Source organism: Streptomyces sp. CA-111067, assembly GCF_050956065.1.
Classification (GTDB): domain Bacteria; phylum Actinomycetota; class Actinomycetes; order Streptomycetales; family Streptomycetaceae; genus Actinacidiphila.
Map to the genome: position 1 here is coordinate 1,101,706 of NZ_CP192103.1, position 15,596 is coordinate 1,117,301.

General features: G+C 72.9%; 16 protein-coding genes. 3 read left to right on the forward strand and 13 right to left on the reverse strand.

The annotated features are described in order from the left end of the window. The first annotated feature begins 1 nt into the window (after position 1). Positions 2–514, forward strand: coding sequence for a hypothetical protein (locus ACQPW6_RS04765; RefSeq protein WP_433888265.1), 513 nt, complete (start codon positions 2–4; stop codon positions 512–514). Positions 515–590: 76 nt separating this feature from the next. Here the strand turns inward: ACQPW6_RS04765 and argH are convergent, their stop codons facing one another. The 8 genes from argH to ACQPW6_RS04805 form a co-directional block, all read right to left on the reverse strand. Then, a complete protein-coding gene (gene argH, locus ACQPW6_RS04770; protein ID WP_433888266.1) occupies positions 591–2,021 on the reverse strand; it encodes an argininosuccinate lyase in 1,431 nt (476 codons plus the stop codon). Continuing rightward, positions 2,018–3,214 carry an argininosuccinate synthase gene (locus ACQPW6_RS04775; RefSeq protein WP_433888267.1) on the reverse strand — a complete coding sequence of 399 codons (1,197 nt, stop codon included), beginning with the start codon at positions 3,212–3,214 and terminating at the stop codon, positions 2,018–2,020. The genes argH and ACQPW6_RS04775 overlap by 4 nt, the downstream gene beginning before the upstream one ends. Positions 3,215–3,323: 109 nt before the next feature. Further along, positions 3,324–3,854, reverse strand: a complete 531-nt coding sequence (locus tag ACQPW6_RS04780) for an arginine repressor (protein WP_433888268.1) — start codon at positions 3,852–3,854, stop codon at positions 3,324–3,326. A 45-nt stretch (positions 3,855–3,899) separates the two neighbouring features. Beyond that, entirely contained in the window at positions 3,900–5,087 is a 1,188-nt protein-coding gene (locus tag ACQPW6_RS04785) for an acetylornithine transaminase (protein ID WP_433888269.1), read from the reverse strand. Further along, positions 5,084–6,112: an acetylglutamate kinase gene (gene argB / locus ACQPW6_RS04790; RefSeq protein WP_433888270.1), complete on the reverse strand. Its 1,029-nt coding sequence runs from the start codon at positions 6,110–6,112 to the stop codon at positions 5,084–5,086. The genes ACQPW6_RS04785 and argB overlap by 4 nt, the downstream gene beginning before the upstream one ends. Further along, positions 6,109–7,263: a bifunctional glutamate N-acetyltransferase/amino-acid acetyltransferase ArgJ gene (argJ, locus tag ACQPW6_RS04795; protein WP_433888271.1), complete on the reverse strand. Its 1,155-nt coding sequence runs from the start codon at positions 7,261–7,263 to the stop codon at positions 6,109–6,111. The genes argB and argJ overlap by 4 nt, the downstream gene beginning before the upstream one ends. Beyond that, positions 7,260–8,288 carry an N-acetyl-gamma-glutamyl-phosphate reductase gene (gene argC / locus ACQPW6_RS04800; RefSeq protein ID WP_433888272.1) on the reverse strand — a complete coding sequence of 343 codons (1,029 nt, stop codon included), beginning with the start codon at positions 8,286–8,288 and terminating at the stop codon, positions 7,260–7,262. Before argC ends, argJ begins: the two co-directional genes overlap by 4 nt. Before the next feature lie 87 nt (positions 8,289–8,375). Beyond that, entirely contained in the window at positions 8,376–9,263 is an 888-nt protein-coding gene (locus ACQPW6_RS04805) for an AAA family ATPase (RefSeq protein WP_433888273.1), read from the reverse strand. Positions 9,264–9,386: 123 nt separating this feature from the next. On the opposite strand from ACQPW6_RS04805, the gene ACQPW6_RS04810 reads away from it, so the two are divergent. Then, positions 9,387–10,127, forward strand: a complete 741-nt coding sequence (locus ACQPW6_RS04810; RefSeq protein ID WP_433888274.1) for a VOC family protein — start codon at positions 9,387–9,389, stop codon at positions 10,125–10,127. Positions 10,128–10,188: 61 nt separating this feature from the next. On the opposite strand, the gene ACQPW6_RS04815 is transcribed toward ACQPW6_RS04810, so the two are convergent. Both ACQPW6_RS04815 and ACQPW6_RS04820 read right to left on the reverse strand, forming a co-directional pair. Continuing rightward, positions 10,189–10,992, reverse strand: coding sequence for an alpha/beta fold hydrolase (locus tag ACQPW6_RS04815; protein ID WP_433888275.1), 804 nt, complete (start codon positions 10,990–10,992; stop codon positions 10,189–10,191). Between the two features lie 282 nt (positions 10,993–11,274). After that, positions 11,275–11,733, reverse strand: a complete 459-nt coding sequence (locus ACQPW6_RS04820) for a hypothetical protein (RefSeq protein WP_433888276.1) — start codon at positions 11,731–11,733, stop codon at positions 11,275–11,277. A gap of 315 nt (positions 11,734–12,048) precedes the next feature. Between ACQPW6_RS04820 and ACQPW6_RS04825 the strand changes: the two genes are divergently transcribed. Next, positions 12,049–12,270, forward strand: a complete 222-nt coding sequence (locus ACQPW6_RS04825) for a hypothetical protein (RefSeq protein WP_433888277.1) — start codon at positions 12,049–12,051, stop codon at positions 12,268–12,270. Between the two features lie 27 nt (positions 12,271–12,297). On the opposite strand, the gene ACQPW6_RS04830 is transcribed toward ACQPW6_RS04825, so the two are convergent. The 3 genes from ACQPW6_RS04830 to ACQPW6_RS04840 form a co-directional block, all read right to left on the reverse strand. Further along, positions 12,298–12,687, reverse strand: coding sequence for a MerR family transcriptional regulator (locus tag ACQPW6_RS04830; protein WP_433888278.1), 390 nt, complete (start codon positions 12,685–12,687; stop codon positions 12,298–12,300). Between the two features lie 138 nt (positions 12,688–12,825). Continuing rightward, on the reverse strand, positions 12,826–13,935 hold the full coding sequence (locus tag ACQPW6_RS04835; RefSeq protein ID WP_433888279.1) for an MDR family NADP-dependent oxidoreductase: 1,110 nt from the start codon (positions 13,933–13,935) through the stop codon (positions 12,826–12,828). A gap of 122 nt (positions 13,936–14,057) precedes the next feature. Continuing rightward, positions 14,058–15,266 carry a methyltransferase gene (locus ACQPW6_RS04840; protein ID WP_433888280.1) on the reverse strand — a complete coding sequence of 403 codons (1,209 nt, stop codon included), beginning with the start codon at positions 15,264–15,266 and terminating at the stop codon, positions 14,058–14,060. Positions 15,267–15,596: the final 330 nt, after the last annotated feature.

The following is a 15,596-nucleotide window of genomic DNA, read 5'->3' on the forward strand; positions in this document are numbered from 1 at the left end:
GTTGAAGCCCTGGCTGTTCCTCGACGTCGACGGGCCGCTCAATCCCTACGCGGCCCCGTCCGGCCGCCTCCCGCGCGGTTACGCCCTGCACCGCCTGCGGCCGACGCACTGGCCGCCCGAGCACCCCGACCTGCCGGTCTGGCTCGACCCGGGCCACGGCGCCCACCTGGACTGGCTGACCGCGCACTTCAGCCTGGTCTGGGCCACCACCTGGGAGGACGACGCCAACACCATGATCGGTCCGCTGATCGGGCTGCCGGAGCTTCCCGTCGTCCACTGGCCGGAGCAGCGGGCGCAGTCCGCGACGGGGCTGTTCTGGAAGACCGCGGAGCTGGTGCGGTTCGCCGACGGGGCGCCGTTCGCCTGGGTGGACGACGAGGTCGACGAGGAGGACCGGGCGTTCGTGGCCGCGCACCATCCGGCGCCGGCGCTGCTGCACCGGATCGATCCCCGGGTCGGGCTGCGCAGTGCCGACTTCGCCACGCTGGGCGAGTGGGCGGTCGGGATCGGCTGAGCCCGGGGCGCGGGTGCGGCCCAGGTTGAGCCCGGGGCGCGGGGGCGCCTCGGGCTCAACCTGCTGACGGGTGCGGTCAGTTGTCCTTCGCGTGGGCCCAGGCGTGCTGGCGGGCCAGGTCTGCCTGGAGTTCGGCGAGCTGGACGGCGACCGCGCTCGGGGCGGTGCCGCCGCGGCCGCTGCGGGAGGCCAGCGAGCCGGAGACGTTCAGCACGCCGCGGACCTCGGGGGTCAGCGCGGGCGAGATCTTGGCGAACTGCTCGTCGGTCAGCTGGTCGAGCGTGATGTCCTCGGCCTCGCAGACCTTCACGCACTCCCCGGCGACCTCGTGCGCGACCCGGAACGGCACGCCCTGCTTGACCAGCCACTCGGCGACATCGGTGGCCAGCGAGAAGCCGGCCGGAGCGAGCTCCGCCATCCGCTCCTCGTGCACGGTGAGGGTGGCCATCATCCCGGTGAAGGCCGGGAGCAGCACCTCCAGCTGGTCGCAGGAGTCGAAGACCGGCTCCTTGTCCTCCTGGAGGTCCCTGTTGTATGCCAGCGGGAGCGCCTTGAGGGTGGCGAGCAGCCCGGTCAGGTTGCCGATCAGCCGCCCGGACTTGCCCCTGGCCAGCTCGGCCACGTCCGGGTTCTTCTTCTGCGGCATGATCGAGGAGCCGGTGGAGAAGGCGTCGTGCAGCGTCACGAAGGAGAACTCCTTGGTGTTCCACAGGATCACCTCCTCCGCGATCCGTGACAGGTTGATGCCGATCATCGCGGTGATGAACGCGAACTCGGCGACGAAGTCGCGGGAGGCGGTGCCGTCGATGGAATTGCCGACGCTGCCGTGCTCGAAGCCGAGGTCCTTCGCGACCGCCTCCGGGTCCAGGCCCAGCGAGGACCCGGCGAGCGCGCCCGACCCGTACGGCGAGACGGCGGTGCGCTCGTCCCACTGCCGCAGCCGCTCGGCGTCCCTGGACAGCGCCTGGACGTGCGCGAGCACGTGGTGCGCGAACAGTACCGGCTGGGCGTGCTGGAGGTGGGTGCGGCCGGGCATCGCCGCGTCCGGGTGCTCCTGCGCGAGGCCGACCAGCGCGTCCTGGAGGTCGGCGACCAGGCCGCCGACGATCCGGGCGTGGTCCCGCAGGTACATCCGGAACAGGGTGGCGACCTGGTCGTTGCGCGACCGTCCGGCCCGCAGCTTGCCGCCGAGCTCGGGGCCGACCCGCTCCAGCAGGCCGCGCTCCAGCGCGGTGTGCACGTCCTCGTCGGCGATGGTGCCGGTGAACTCGCCTGCGGCCACGGCCACTTCGAGCGCGTCGAGCCCGGCGGTCATCCGGTCCAGCTCGTCGGCGGTGAGCAGGCCGGCGTGGTGCAGGGCGCGGGCGTGCGCCCGGGAGCCGGCGATGTCGTACGGCGCCAGCCGGAAGTCGAAGTGCACGGAGGCGGACAGCTGCTCCAGGGCGGCGGACGGCCCGTCGGCGAACCGGCCGCCCCAGAGCTTGCCGCCCTGCCGCTGCCCGGTCACTGGGCCAGGTCCCGCTTGGCCGCGATCTTGCTCGACATGCCGAAGATCTCGATGAAGCCCTTGGAGAGCGACTGGTCGAAGGTGTCGCCGGTGTCGTACGTGGCGAGGTTGAAGTCGTACAGCGACTTGCCGGACTTCCGGCCGGTGACGACCGCCCGGCCGCCGTGCATGACCATCCGGATCTCGCCGGTGACGTGCTCGTTGGCCTCGGTGATGAAGCCGTCGAGCGCCCGCTTGAGCGGCGAGAACCACAGGCCGTCGTAGACCAGCTCGCCCCAGCGCTGCTCGACCTGCCGCTTGTACCGGGCGAGCTCCCGCTCGACGGTGACGTTCTCCAGCTCCTGGTGCGCGGTGATCAGCGCGATGGCGCCGGGCGCCTCGTAGATCTCCCGGGACTTGATGCCCACCAGCCGGTCCTCGACCATGTCGATCCGGCCGATGCCCTGGGCGCCGGCCCGGACGTTCAGCTGCTGGATCGCCTCCAGGACGGTGACCTCCTGGCCGTCGATGGCCACCGGCACGCCCTGGTGGAAGGTGATGACGACCTCGTCGGCCTCCCGCGGGGTGGCCGGGTTCTGCGTGTACTCGTAGACGTCCTCGATCGGCGCGTTCCAGATGTCCTCCAGGAAGCCCGTCTCGACGGCCCGCCCGAAGACGTTCTGGTCGATGGAGTACGGCGACTTCTTGGTGGTGGCGATCGGCAGGTTGTTGGCCTCGCAGAAGGCGATGGCCTTGTCCCGGGTCATCGCGTAGTCCCGGACCGGGGCGATGCAGCGCAGCTCGGGGGCGAGCGAGGAGATGCCGGCCTCGAAGCGGACCTGGTCGTTGCCCTTGCCGGTGCAGCCGTGCGCGACGGTGTCGGCGCCGTGCTTGCGGGCGGCGGCGACCAGGTGCTTGACGATGGTCGGCCGGGACAGCGCGGAGACCAGCGGGTAGCGGTCCATGTAGAGCGCGTTGGCCTTGATCGCCGGGAGGCAGTACTCGTCGGCGAACTCGTTCTTGGCGTCCGCGACCTCGGCCTCGACGGCCCCGCAGGCGATGGCCCGCTTGCGGATGACGTCCAGGTCCTCGCCGCCCTGGCCGACGTCGACGGCCACGGCGATGACTTCGGCGCCGGTCTCCTCGGCGATCCAGCCGATGGCGACGGAGGTGTCAAGGCCGCCTGAGTAGGCGAGTACGACGCGCTCGGTCACGGGTCTCTCCTTACGGGTGTCATACGCTGTTAGGTATAACTATGCACTCCCCCGCATGAACCGTCAACACGCCAGGTCAGCGGGGGTGCGGGCGCGCCGCGGTCAGCCGCTACGCGTCGCCCTGGGCGAGCCGCAGCAGATGCCCGGCCAGTTTCTGGCCGCCCGTCGCGTCGCGAGAGATGAGCATCACCGTGTCGTCGCCCGCGATCGTGCCCAGGATGTCGTACACCTCCGCCTGGTCGATCGCGGACGCCAGGAACTGGGCCGCGCCCGGCGGCGTGCGGATGACGACGAGGTTCGCGGACGCCTCGGCGGAGATCAGCAGCTCGCTCGCCAGCCGCCGCATCCGCTCCTCCTTGACCGACTCGCCCAGCGGCGCCTGCGGCGTGCGGAAGCCGCCCTCGGAGGGCACCGCGTAGATGAGCTCGCCGTCGTTGGTGCGGATCTTGACCGCGCCGAGCTCGTCCAGGTCGCGGCTGAGCGTCGCCTGGGTGACGCTCAGCCCGTCGTCGGCGAGCAGCTTGGCCAGCTGGCTCTGCGACCGCACCGGCTGCCGGCCGAGGATGTCCACGATCCTGCGGTGCCGTGCGGTACGGGTCTGCGGCACGGCCTGGCCGACCCCCTGCTGTGCGTCGGTCATCGTCGTGTCCGCCTCCGTCGTCGTGCCGTCAATGCCCCGGTCGGCTCACCCGGCTGCCCGGTGCACCTGGTCGAGGACGCCGGGCAGCACCTGGAGGAACGCGTCCGTCTCCTCGTCGCCGACGATCAGCGGCGGGGCGAGCCGGACCGTGCCGGGCACGGCGGCGTTCAGCAGGATTCCGGCGTCCTGAGCCGCCTGCTGGATCTGCGGGGAGCGCGGCTCGGTGAGCACGATACCGATCAGCAGGCCGTTTCCGCGTACATGATCGACCAGCGGGTGTTGCAGCGCCTCGATGCCCTGCCGCAGCTTCTCGCCCTGCCGCTTGACGTTGTCCAGCACGCCGTCGCCCGCGAGGGTGTCGAGGACGGCGATCGCGGCGGCGCAGGAGACCGGGTTGCCGCCGAAGGTGCTGCCGTGGGTGCCCGGGGTGAACAGGTCGGCGGCCGGGCCGAAGGCGAGGGTGGCGCCGATCGGCAGCCCGCCGCCGAGGCCCTTGGCCAGGGTGATCACATCGGGCTCCACGCCCTGCGCCTGGCACTCGAACCAGTGCCCGGTGCGGCCGATGCCGGTCTGCACCTCGTCGAGGACCAGCAGGGCGCCGGCGGCCGAGGTGATCTCGCGGGCCGCCTGGAGGTAGCCGGGCGGCGGCACGACGACGCCGTTCTCGCCCTGGATCGGCTCGATGATCACCATCGCGGTGTCGGTGCCGACCGCCGCGCGCAGCGCCTCGGTGTCGCCGAAGGGGACGTGGCGGACGTCGCCGGGCAGCGGCTCGAAGGCCTGCCGCTTGCCAGGCTGACCGGTCAGGGCCAGCGAGCCGATGGTGCGGCCGTGGAAGGCGCCCTCGGTGGCGACCATGCCGGTACGGCCGGTCAGCCGGCCCAGCTTGAACGCGGCCTCGTTGGCCTCGGCGCCGGAGTTGGAGAAGAAGACCCTGCCGGGGCGGCCGGCGAGCTGCAGCAGCCGCTCGGCGAGCGCGACCGGCGGCTCGGCGATGAAGAGGTTGGAGACATGGCCGAGCGAGCTGATCTGCCGGGTCACCGCCTCGACCACCGCGGGGTGCGCGGTGCCCAGCGAGTTGACCGCGATGCCGCCGAGGAAGTCCAGGTAGACCTTGCCGTCCGCGTCCCAGAACCTGGCGCCCTCGCCGCGGACCAGCGGCAGCCGGGGCAGCCCGTAGTTGTCCGTCAGGGAGCCCTGCCAGCGCTTGGCCAGTTCCTCGTTGCCGGTCACTGCACCTCTCCGCTCTGCGAGTCGTCTGTGTCGTCCGCTGTGTCGTCCGCTGTGCCAGCACTGTCTGCGCTGCCCGCGCTGCCGCTGCCGTTCTTCGGCGCCGCCTCCGGCGTGCCGTCCGGCACGACCATCGTGCCGATGCCCTCGTCGGTGAAGATCTCCAGCAGGATCGAGTGCTGCACCCGGCCGTCGATCACCCGGGCGGTGTTCACGCCGTTGCGCACGGCGAAGAGGCAGCCCTCCATCTTGGGCACCATGCCGCTGGACAGCTCGGGCAGCAGCTTCTCCAGCTCGGCGGCGGTCAGCCGGCTGATCACGTCGTCGCTGTGCGGCCAGTCCTCGTACAGGCCCTCCACGTCGGTGAGCACCATCAGCGTCTCGGCGCCCAGCGCGGCGGCCAGCGCGGCGGCGGCGGTGTCGGCGTTGACGTTGTAGATGTGGCCGTCGTCGGCGCCGCGGGCGATCGAGGAGATGACGGGGATCCGGCCGTCGTCGAGCAGCGCCTCGATCGCGCCGGTGTCTATCGAGGTGATCTCGCCGACCCGGCCGATGTCCACCGGCTCGCCGTCGATCCGCGGGTAGTGCTTGACCGCGCTCATGGTGTGCGCGTCCTCGCCGGTCAGGCCGATCGCCAGCGGGCCGTGCTGGTTGAGCAGCCCGACCAGTTCGCGCTGCACCTGGCCGGCCAGCACCATCCGCACCACGTCCATCGCCTCGGGCGTGGTGACCCGCAGCCCGGCCTTGAACTCGCTGACCAGGCCGTGCCGGTCGAGCTGCGCGCTGATCTGCGGGCCGCCGCCGTGCACCACGACGGGCCGCAGTCCGGCCTGCCGCAGGAAGACCACGTCCTGCGCGAAGGCCGCCTTCAACTCGGTGTCCACCATGGCGTTTCCGCCGAACTTGATCACCACCACCCGGCCGTTGTGCCGGGTCAGCCAGGGCAGCGCCTCGATCAGCACCTGTGCCTTGGGCAGGGCGGTGTGCTTGCGCGGGTGTACCCCCGGCTGGGTCTCGGGGCCGGTCATGAGCTGTACGCGCTGTTCTCGTGGACGTAGTCGGCGGTGAGGTCGTTGGTCCAGATCACCGCGGACTCCGGTCCCGCGGACAGGTCGGCGGTGATCACGACCTCGCGGAACCGCATGTCGACCAGGTCGCGATCCTCGCCGACCGATCCGCTGCGGCAGACCCACACGCCGTTGATGGCGACGTTCAGCTGGTCGGGTTCGAAGGCGGCGGAGGTGGTGCCGATCGCGGACAGCACCCGGCCCCAGTTGGGGTCCTCGCCGTGGATGGCGCACTTGAGCAGGTTGTTGCGGGCGATGGAGCGGCCCACCTCGACGGCGTCGTCCTGCGAGGCGGCGTTCACCACCTCGATCCTGATGTCCTTGCTCGCGCCCTCGGCGTCGCCGATCAGCTGGCGGGCCAGGTCGCCGCAGACGATGCGGACCGCGGTGGCGAACTCCTGGTAGCCGGGGGTGACTTCGGCGGCGCCCGAGGCGAGCAGCAGCACGGTGTCGTTGGTGGACATGCAGCCGTCGGAGTCGATCCGGTCGAAGGTCTGCCCGGTGGCCTCCCGCAGCGCCTTGTCCAGGGTGGCCTGGTCGACGTCGGCGTCGGTGGTGAGCACCACCAGCATGGTGGCGAGGCCGGGGGCGAGCATGCCCGCGCCCTTGGCCATACCGCCGACGGTGAAGCCCGAAGGGCCGGTGGCCACCGCGGTCTTGTGCACGGAGTCGGTGGTCTTTATGGCGATCGCCGCCTTCTCACCGCCGTGTTCCGACAGCGCTGCCGCGGCCTGCCCGATGCCCGGCAGCAGCTTGTCCATCGGCAGGGTGACGCCGATCAGGCCGGTGGAGGCCACCGCGATCTCGCCGGCGCTGTGGCCGAGCACCTCGGCGACCCGCTCCGCGGTGGCGTGGGTGTCCTGGAAGCCCCGCGGGCCGGTACAGGCGTTGGCGCCACCGGAGTTGAGGACGACCGCGGTGACGGCGCCGCCCTTGACGACCTGCTCCGACCACAGCACGGGCGCGGCCTTCACCCGGTTGGAGGTGAAGACGCCCGCGGCGGCGCGGCGCGGCCCGGTGTTGACCACCAGGGCCAGGTCCGGATTCCCGTTCGCCTTGATCCCGGCGGCGATACCCGCCGCCGTGAACCCTTTCGCTGCCGTCACGCTCACGGAGCCACTCCGATCGTGGAAAGTCCCGTCGCCTCGGGGAGTCCGAGGGCGATGTTCATGCTCTGCACCGCGCCGCCGGCGGTGCCCTTCGTCAGGTTGTCGATGGCGCTGATCGCGATGATCCGCTGGGCGCCCTCGTCGAACGCCACCTGGAGCTGCACGGCGTTGGAGCCGTAGACGGACGCGGTGGCGGGCCACTGGCCGGGCGGCAGCAGGCGGACGAACGGCTCGTCCGCGTACGCCTTCTCGTAGGCCGCCCTGACCTCGTCGCCGGTGACGCCGGGGCGCGCCTTCGCCGTGCAGGTGGCGAGGATGCCGCGCGGCATCGGGGCCAGGGTCGGGGTGAACGAGACGTTCACCGGCTCGCCGGCCGCCGCGCTGAGGTTCTGGATCATCTCGGGGGTGTGCCGGTGCGCGCCGCCGACGCCGTACGGGCTCATCGAGCCCATCACCTCGGAGCCGAGCAGGTGCGGCTTGGCCGCCTTGCCCGCGCCGGACGTGCCGGAGGCCGCCACGATGACGGCCTCGGGCTCGGCGATCCCGGCCGCGTAGGCGGGGAAGAGCGCGAGCGACACGGCGGTCGGGTAGCAGCCGGGCACCGCGACGCGCTTGGACCCCTCCAGCGCGGCGCGGCCACCCGGCAGTTCCGGCAGGCCGTACGGCCAGGTACCGGCGTGCGGTGAGCCGTAGAACCGCTCCCAGTCCGCCGGGTCCTTCAGCCGGAAGTCGGCGCCCATGTCCACCACGAGCACGTCGTCGCCCAACTGCCGGGCGACGGCCGCCGACTGGCCGTGCGGCAGCGCGAGGAACACCACGTCATGCCCGGCCAGCACCTCCGCGCTGGTCTCGGAAAGCACCCGGTCGGCCAGCGGCAGCAGATGCGGCTGCACCGCCCCCAGCCGCCGGCCGGCACTCGCGTGTGCGGTCAGCGCGCCGATCTCCACCTCGGGATGCCCCAGCAGCAGCCGCAGCACCTCCCCGCCCGCGTACCCGCTCGCTCCGGCAACCGCCGTCCGCACCACCATCGAACCCTCCTCGTCGATGGCATGAGTATACGGCGCTATGCACTTTTATACAAAGGTCATCTTGTGCGGACTGCTCGACCTCAGGCGTCAGCGCGCGCTGGAGACGGCTTGGTGAACCTGGGCCATGCATGTGGGGATGGGGGTGGTGGTGTCGAGAGTGAGGTGGGGGGTCCAGGGGCACCAGCTGGCACGCATGCGTTCGACGTGCTCCCAGGTCACGGTCCCGGGCCAGCCGGGGATGGAGCGGGAGCGGCTCTCGACGCGGGCGCGGTGCACGACCTCGTCGGAGCAGAGGCACTCCACCTCGACCAGGGCGCCGCCCAGGCCGGTGACCAGTTCTCGCATCCGGTCGCGGTTCTCCTGCTGGTGACCGGCCGTGTCGGCGACGACATCCAGGCCGAGCTGCAGCTGCCGGGCGACAGCCGCACGGACCAGTTGGTCGCCGAGCGCGGCGGCGTTGTCGCCGCGCACCAGACCGAACGGGGTGAGCGAGCCCAGCAGCCAGTCCAGCGAGAACACCGGGGCGCGCAGCGCGATCCCGGTCTCCTCGGCCAGGGTGCTCTTGCCGCTGCCAGGCAGGCCGGCGAACACCACGACGACCGGTGCACGGGCCGGCTCCGGGAGGCGTGGTTCGAGCGCGAGATAGCCGGCATGCGCCCGCTCGGCAGCCATCTCCTGTACCGCGGCGCGGACCGGGCCGAGTTGCGCGCCCCGGGTCAGTGCGTACAGGGCCAGCACCAGGTGTTCGCACCCGACGCGCAGCGACCCGAGGCGCGCGGCCTCGGCCTCGGCCCGGTCGGCCACGCCGGCCGGCGACACGAGGTCCGGCCACGGATCGTCCGGCACCACCCGCTCCAGCAACCGGGCCCCCAGGTTGGGCCCGTGCGAGGCGATCGTCGCGGCGACCGACCCGGCCGGCACCGGATCCTCCCCGCCCAGCGCGGCCAGCACCGCTTCCGCCCTGTCGTTCAGCAACCGGTGCCCCTTCTCACACTCCGAGCATACGGGCGGCGGTCCCGGGTTGCCCGGACCTCGCACGGCCCACCAACCGCAATGCGGGGCCTCCGGTGCGTACAGCGGCTGCATAGGATCGCCGGCATGGCACTGCGACCTGTTCAGGTGAACGTCAAGGCTGTGGACCACCTCGCCGTCGGCCGGTTCTGGGCGGCGGCGCTCGGCTGGAGCGTGCTGCGGTCGGGCGAGACCACCTACGTCGGGCCCGCAGGCGACCTCGTCTGGCCGGACCCGGTCACCGTCTGCATCGATGTCGTCCCGGTGCCCGAGGCCAAGGCGGCGGTGAAGAACCGGCTGCACCTCGACCTCGCCACCACCTCCCCCGCCCACCAGGCGGAGCTGGTCGCGCACGTGCGGGCCCTCGGAGCGACGCCCGTCGACCTGGGCCAGGGCGACGTGCCGTGGACGGTGCTCGCCGACCCGGAGGGCAACGAGTTCTGCGTGCTGGAGCCCCGGGAGGTCTACCGGGGCACCGGGCCGATCGCCGCGATGGTGCTGGACTGCGCGGATCCGCGGGCCATGGCCCGGTTCTGGGACGAGGCGACGGACTGGACCCTGCACGAGGTGACCGACGACCAGGCCACGTTCCGCTCCGCCGGCGGCACCGGGCCGTACCTGGAGCTCCTGCGCGTGCCCGGCGCGAAGACCGCGCCGGACCGCGTCCACCTCGACCTGCTGCCCTACCCCGGTGACGACAAGGCGGCGGAGGTGGCCCGGCTGCGGGCCCTGGGCGCCACCGACCTCGACGTGGGCCAGGGCGATGTCCCGTGGACGTGCCTGGCCGACCCGGAGGAGCACGAGTTCTGCGTCCTCGCGCTGCCCTGAGGCCGGGCGTGGTGGCGTCCGGCCCCTATCCCGTCCCGGCCCCTCGGAATCGCCCTTCGGGTCAGCGGAGCGCCTTGACGGCCGCCTCGCGGATCGCGGCGGCCAGGACGTCGGGGGCGGTGAAGTGGGCGATGTGGCCCTGGCCCCTGAGAGTGAGCACCCGGGCGTTCGGCAGGGTGGCGGCCAGATCGGTCACCCTGGCCCGCAGGTGGGCGGGGCTCAGGTCGCCCTGGAGCAGGGTGGTGGGCAGGTCGAGCGTCCTGAAGCGCTCGATGCCGACACCGAGCGCGTCGATCGCCTCGTCGTCGGTGATCTGCGCGGCGGCCTGGGCGGCGAACGCGGCGCGGATGCCGTCGTCGGCGAACATCGCGTCCACCTCCTCGGCGGGCATCCGGACGATGTCGCGCATGTGGATCCGCATCGCCTCGGCCAGGTCGCCGGCGTCGACCGCCGCACGGGCTCTGGCGCCGTCCTCCCCCGCGAGCGGTGCGCTGGTGGGCATCGGCGGCTCGTAGAGGAAGAGGCCGGCGAACGCCGACGGATCGGCGAGCGCGGCCTCCAGCGCCGCGACCCCGCCCGAGGAGTGCCCGACCAGGAACACCGGCCGATCGAGCAGCCCGGCGATCGCCAGGATGTCGGCGGCCTCGACCGCCATCGAGTGCGCGGTGGAAATGGCCGCGCCGGAGACGTAGATCCGGCGCCGGACCCTGACCACCCGGAAGTCGCCGGTCAGCTCGGCCGCCACCAGGTCCCAGGCGGTCTCGTCACCGCCGCCCGGGTGCAGGCACAGCAGGACGGGGCCGCTGCCCTCGTCGCGGGCCGTGATGGAGCTGCCGTCATCGAGTGTCACGTGAAGTTCGGTCATGCGGGCCATCGTGGGCCGGTGCGGCGACAGCACGCCGACACGGTACGGACGCGGCCGCCGACACCCCGTGTCGCCGGCGTCTCGGCCGGGTGTCACCGGCGTGCGCTGCGGCCTGGGCGGGGCCCCGACGCTCCGGGGGCGGTTCAGGCGACGGTCCCGGCCGGACAGGTCGGGGGGCAGCTCAGGCGGCAATCCGGGCGGGCAGGTCCGGGGCCAGCTCAGGCAGGAATCCGGGCGGGCCGGTCGGCCGGCGCGATACGGCCGGGTAGGCCGGGCGGGGGCTCAGGCGGCGGTACGGGGCGCGGTCCCGGCGGGGGTCTCGGCTGCGATCGGGGCGGGGGTCTTCGGGGACGGCAGGCCCTGGGCCGGCTCGGGCCGGCTGCTCGCGCCGGACACCGGCAGCACCTTCCGCAGCCCGGACCACAGCCGGGGCACGTCCGCCGGGTCGCCGACGTCCACGAAGGACGCGGTCAGGTCGGGGCCGCGGTGCGAGCGCACGTACCGGTGCTCGGGACCGGCGGCGGGCGAGACCGGCGACCACGCGGCCGGACGCGTGCGGAGCTCGGCGCCGGCCTCTCCGGGGCCCGGCTCCAGCAGGGCGCCCGACGCCGGCAACCGTTCACCGGCCAGCAGCCGGCTCGCCACGGGCCACGCGGCGGCCAGCAGGATCACGACCGCCAGGACGCAGCCGACCGTCTTCCAGACCGATCGCGGCGGTATGCCCGGAACAGGAGATGCCATGACAGCAGCCTGGAAGCCGTGGGCGCCCACGGCACCGCAACAGCCGCCGGACGGGCGACGGCGGCCCCTGCCCGGGGCCGGTGAACCGGGCGTGGGGCAGCCGCCGGGCCGCGGATCGGGACCGGATTCGGCGGCCCTTTTCCGGGGCTCAGGACGCGGTGCACACGTGCCGGTATCGGTGGCTGCGTGGCAGTTTATGCAGGGTGACGGGCTGCGGAAGATCGCATGCCGACAGCCCCCGCGGGCCTCCCCCGTGAGTAAAAAAGCCGCTGAGGATCGCAGCGCGGGGGGCCGGGGGCGCATAATGGAGCTCTGATGACAAAGCCCGAGGTAAAGAAGCGCGTCCTGCCGACCAGCCCGTTCAAGGCCTCGGCGGCGGCGCCCCTGAAGGTTTTCGCCGTAGGCAACCGCGTCACGCACGATGTGTACGGCCTGGGACGGGTCACCGGTGTCGAGGAAGGCGTCGCGGTGCTCGTGGACTTCGGCTCGACGCAGCACCGCATCATGAGCCCTTACAACAAGCTCACCAACCTCTGATCCGGATCGGCGGCGGAAGCACGCCGATCATGAGGTGACACCCACCCCGGCCGGGGTGACCCTGGCGAGCAGTTGCGCCCGCAGCTGCGTCAGCCGGGCTATCTCCGCGTCGAGGGCGGACAGGCGATGGGCGATGACCGGTGCGGTCGTCGCGCATGCCCCTTCGGGGCCGCCGCAGACCGGCAGCGCGTCCTCGTCCAGCAGGTGCAGGCGGTCCGCGCAGTCACGCACGTCCTCGACGGTCAGTCCGAGCGCGAGCAGCTGCCGGATCACCCTGACCCGGGCGACCTCGCGCGGCCCGTACTGCCGCTGGCCGGTCGCGGTGCGGGCCGGTGGCGGAAGCAGTCCGCGCTGCTCGTAGAAGCGCAGCGCGCGCGGTGTGGTGCCCGCGGCCGCCGCCGCGTCGCCGATTCTCATTCGTGCCCCCCTCCGTTCTCTCCCGCCCTGCATAACGATCCGGCACCGGCCCCGCGTTCCCGCCGAGCCGGATCCGTTCGATCCGGCCCGCCCGCGTCCGTCAGCCCTCGGGACGTCGGTCCGCAGGACGTCAGCGCGTCAGCCGTCCAGGCTGACCAGCACCGCGCCCACGTGCGCGCCGCCGATCACCTCGGACAACGCCTGGGGCCCGCGTTCGATGCCCGCGACCCGGACGTGCGGGAAGGTGATCTTCCCCGCCCGCAGCCAGCCCGCGAAGCGCTCGTTCCACTCCTGCCGGCCCTGCGGGTGGTCGAGCCCGCTGAAGCCGCGGATGCCGATCCGCTTCAGGATCACCGCATAAGAGTCGATCTCGACCGGCGCGCTGCCGCCGGAGCTGTCCGCCGCCAGCTGCCCGGACAGCGCGCCGACCAGGACGAAACGCGCCTGCGGCCTGGCCACCGCGAGGGCCGCCCGCAGCTGCTCGCCGCCGACGTTGTCCAGCAGCACGTCGATGCCGTCGGGCGCGGCCTTCGCCAGCTGCCCGGCGAGGGGTTCCGCGCCCCGGATCACGACGGCGTCGTAGCCGAGCTCCGCCACCATCCGCTCCGCCTTCGCCGGCGAACCGGTGCTGCCGATCACCCGGCCGGCGCCCAGCAGCCTGGCGATCTGCCCGGCGAGCGAGCCGACCGCGCCGGCCCCGCCGGAGACGAACACGGTGTCCCCTTCGCGCAGTTCGGCGCCCCGGGTCAGCGCGCTGTACGCGGTCGCGCCCTGCGAGAGGTGCGCGGCCGGATCGGGCAGCACGTCCCCTAGCAAGGTGGCCTCGGCGACGGGCACGGCCGCGTACTCCCGCCAGCCGTACCAGTGCGAGACGAGGTCACCGACCCGCGGCCCGCCGTCGGCGGCGGCCGTCACGACCTCGCCGACCGACGCGCCGATCAGCGTGTCACCCGGGCGCAGCGGCGGGAAGGGCGCGTCCTCCACCTCGCCGCCGACGATCGTGCGCAGGGCGGCCGCGACGTGGAAGTACCGGTTGCGGACGAGGAGTTCGCCGGGGCCGGGCACCGGCAGCGGGGTCCGCACCACCTCGAAGTCCTCCGGCCCGGGCAGTCCGCGCGGCACGGCGGCGAGCCTGACCTCCCGGGAAGTGCCGGGCAGTTCACTCACGGTGCCGGCCTGTGCGGGGCCGGGGTCTACGGTGCTGGGCTCGGCGGATTCGGGGTCTGCGGTGATGGGGTCCACGGGCATGGCGCGGCGCTCCTCGTGCGTTCGGCGTCCGGTCGCCGCACGGGAGGTCCGTACGGCGCCGAGACGCTAACCCCTGACCCGCACGTCAGGGTCAAGCCCGCCAAGCCGGCCGGACCGCGTGGTCAGCGCTTGACCGCCCGCAGCACCACGAACTTCGGGTCGCTCGCCACGGTGTGGCAGTTGCCGAACAGCCGCCGCAGCTTGACGTGGTAGCCCAGATGCCGGTTGCCGATCACCCACAACTCGCCGCCGGGGCGCAGCGCGTGCCGGGCCCCGGTGAACATCCGCCAGGCGATCGCGTCGGTGGTCGCCTGGTGGCTGTGGAACGGCGGGTTGTTCAGCACCAGGTCGGCGGACTCCGGCTCGGCCCCGGTCAGACCGTCGGCGACCAGGAACTCCGCCTTCGCGTCGGGCCCCAGGTTGTCCTGGAAGGTGGCCCGCGCCGACTCGACCGCGGAGAACGACTCGTCGAGGAAGGTCAGCCGGGCGGCGGGGTTGGCCAGCGCCACGGCGGTACCGACCACGCCGTTGCCGCAACCGAGGTCCACCACCCGGTCGGGGCCGCCGCGTTCCGGCAGGTGGCGGAGCAGGAAGCGGGTGCCGATGTCGAGCCGGTCGGCGCAGAAGATTCCCGCGTGGTTGGTGACCGTGACGCCGGCCAGCGGCGCCCCGAGGTCGTCGGGCAGCGCGTAACGCAGCGGCCAGCGGCCGGAGTCGGCCTCGGATGCGGAACCGGACGCGGATGAGGACGCGGCCCCGCTCCCGTCCGGCGTGCTGAAGATCAGCCGCGCCTTCCGCACCGCGAGTGACGTCCGCGTCAGGCCGATGAACCGCTCGAACAGCGCCAGCGTCGAGGTGTGGATCTCGGTGACCATGCCGGTGCCGACGACGACCGTGCCCGGGTGCAGGCCCGGTGCCAGCCGTCGCAGCTGGTCCTCGAGGAACGCCAGGTTCTTGGGCACCCGGACGAGCAGGACGTCGATCCGGTCCGGCGGGGTGTCCCGGGCGGACAGCAGCCTGGCCTGCGGCCGTTCCCCGGGCGCCTCAGCCGCGTTGCGGTCCAGGTTCGCGCGGGTGGCCTGCTGGGTGAGGAAGGAGTCGGTGATCTGCACCGGCGAGTGGCCGGCGAGCGCGGTGGTCAGCGCGCCCCAGCGGTCGCCGAGCACCACCACGGAGCCGCCGAGTTCCACCGGGCCGCGTTCGCCGGTGCCCTCGGCGAGGTGCCGCAGCAGGTAGTCGTCGGCAGCGTCCCAGGCACGCAGCTGGTCGCGGGGGTCTTCGGGATAGCGGGCGAGATCGTATTCGCCCCATGACGTCGTCAAACGGTTCATCGTGCGCCCACCCTACGGTCCCGGGCGGCGGCCGGATCACCACGCGGGGCCCGCCGGCCGGGTGGCCCGGCTCCGGCGGGGGGCCGGGAAACGGAGCGGGACCCGGGGGTGTGTCCAACCCCCGGGCCCCTCGAATGCCGCCCATATGGCACGCCGCACCAGTTGGCCGCGGGTCAATCGTCACGCCGTCTCGTTCTGCCATTGAACTACCGCCGCACGGAGAGCGGCGGACCGGATTCGAACCGGCACCTGACGGCCAAGCCCGCGCCGGGCGGTCCGGCGATCGGCGGCGAATGCTGAGTCTGGAGCAATAGTCTGAGCTTGACCGCG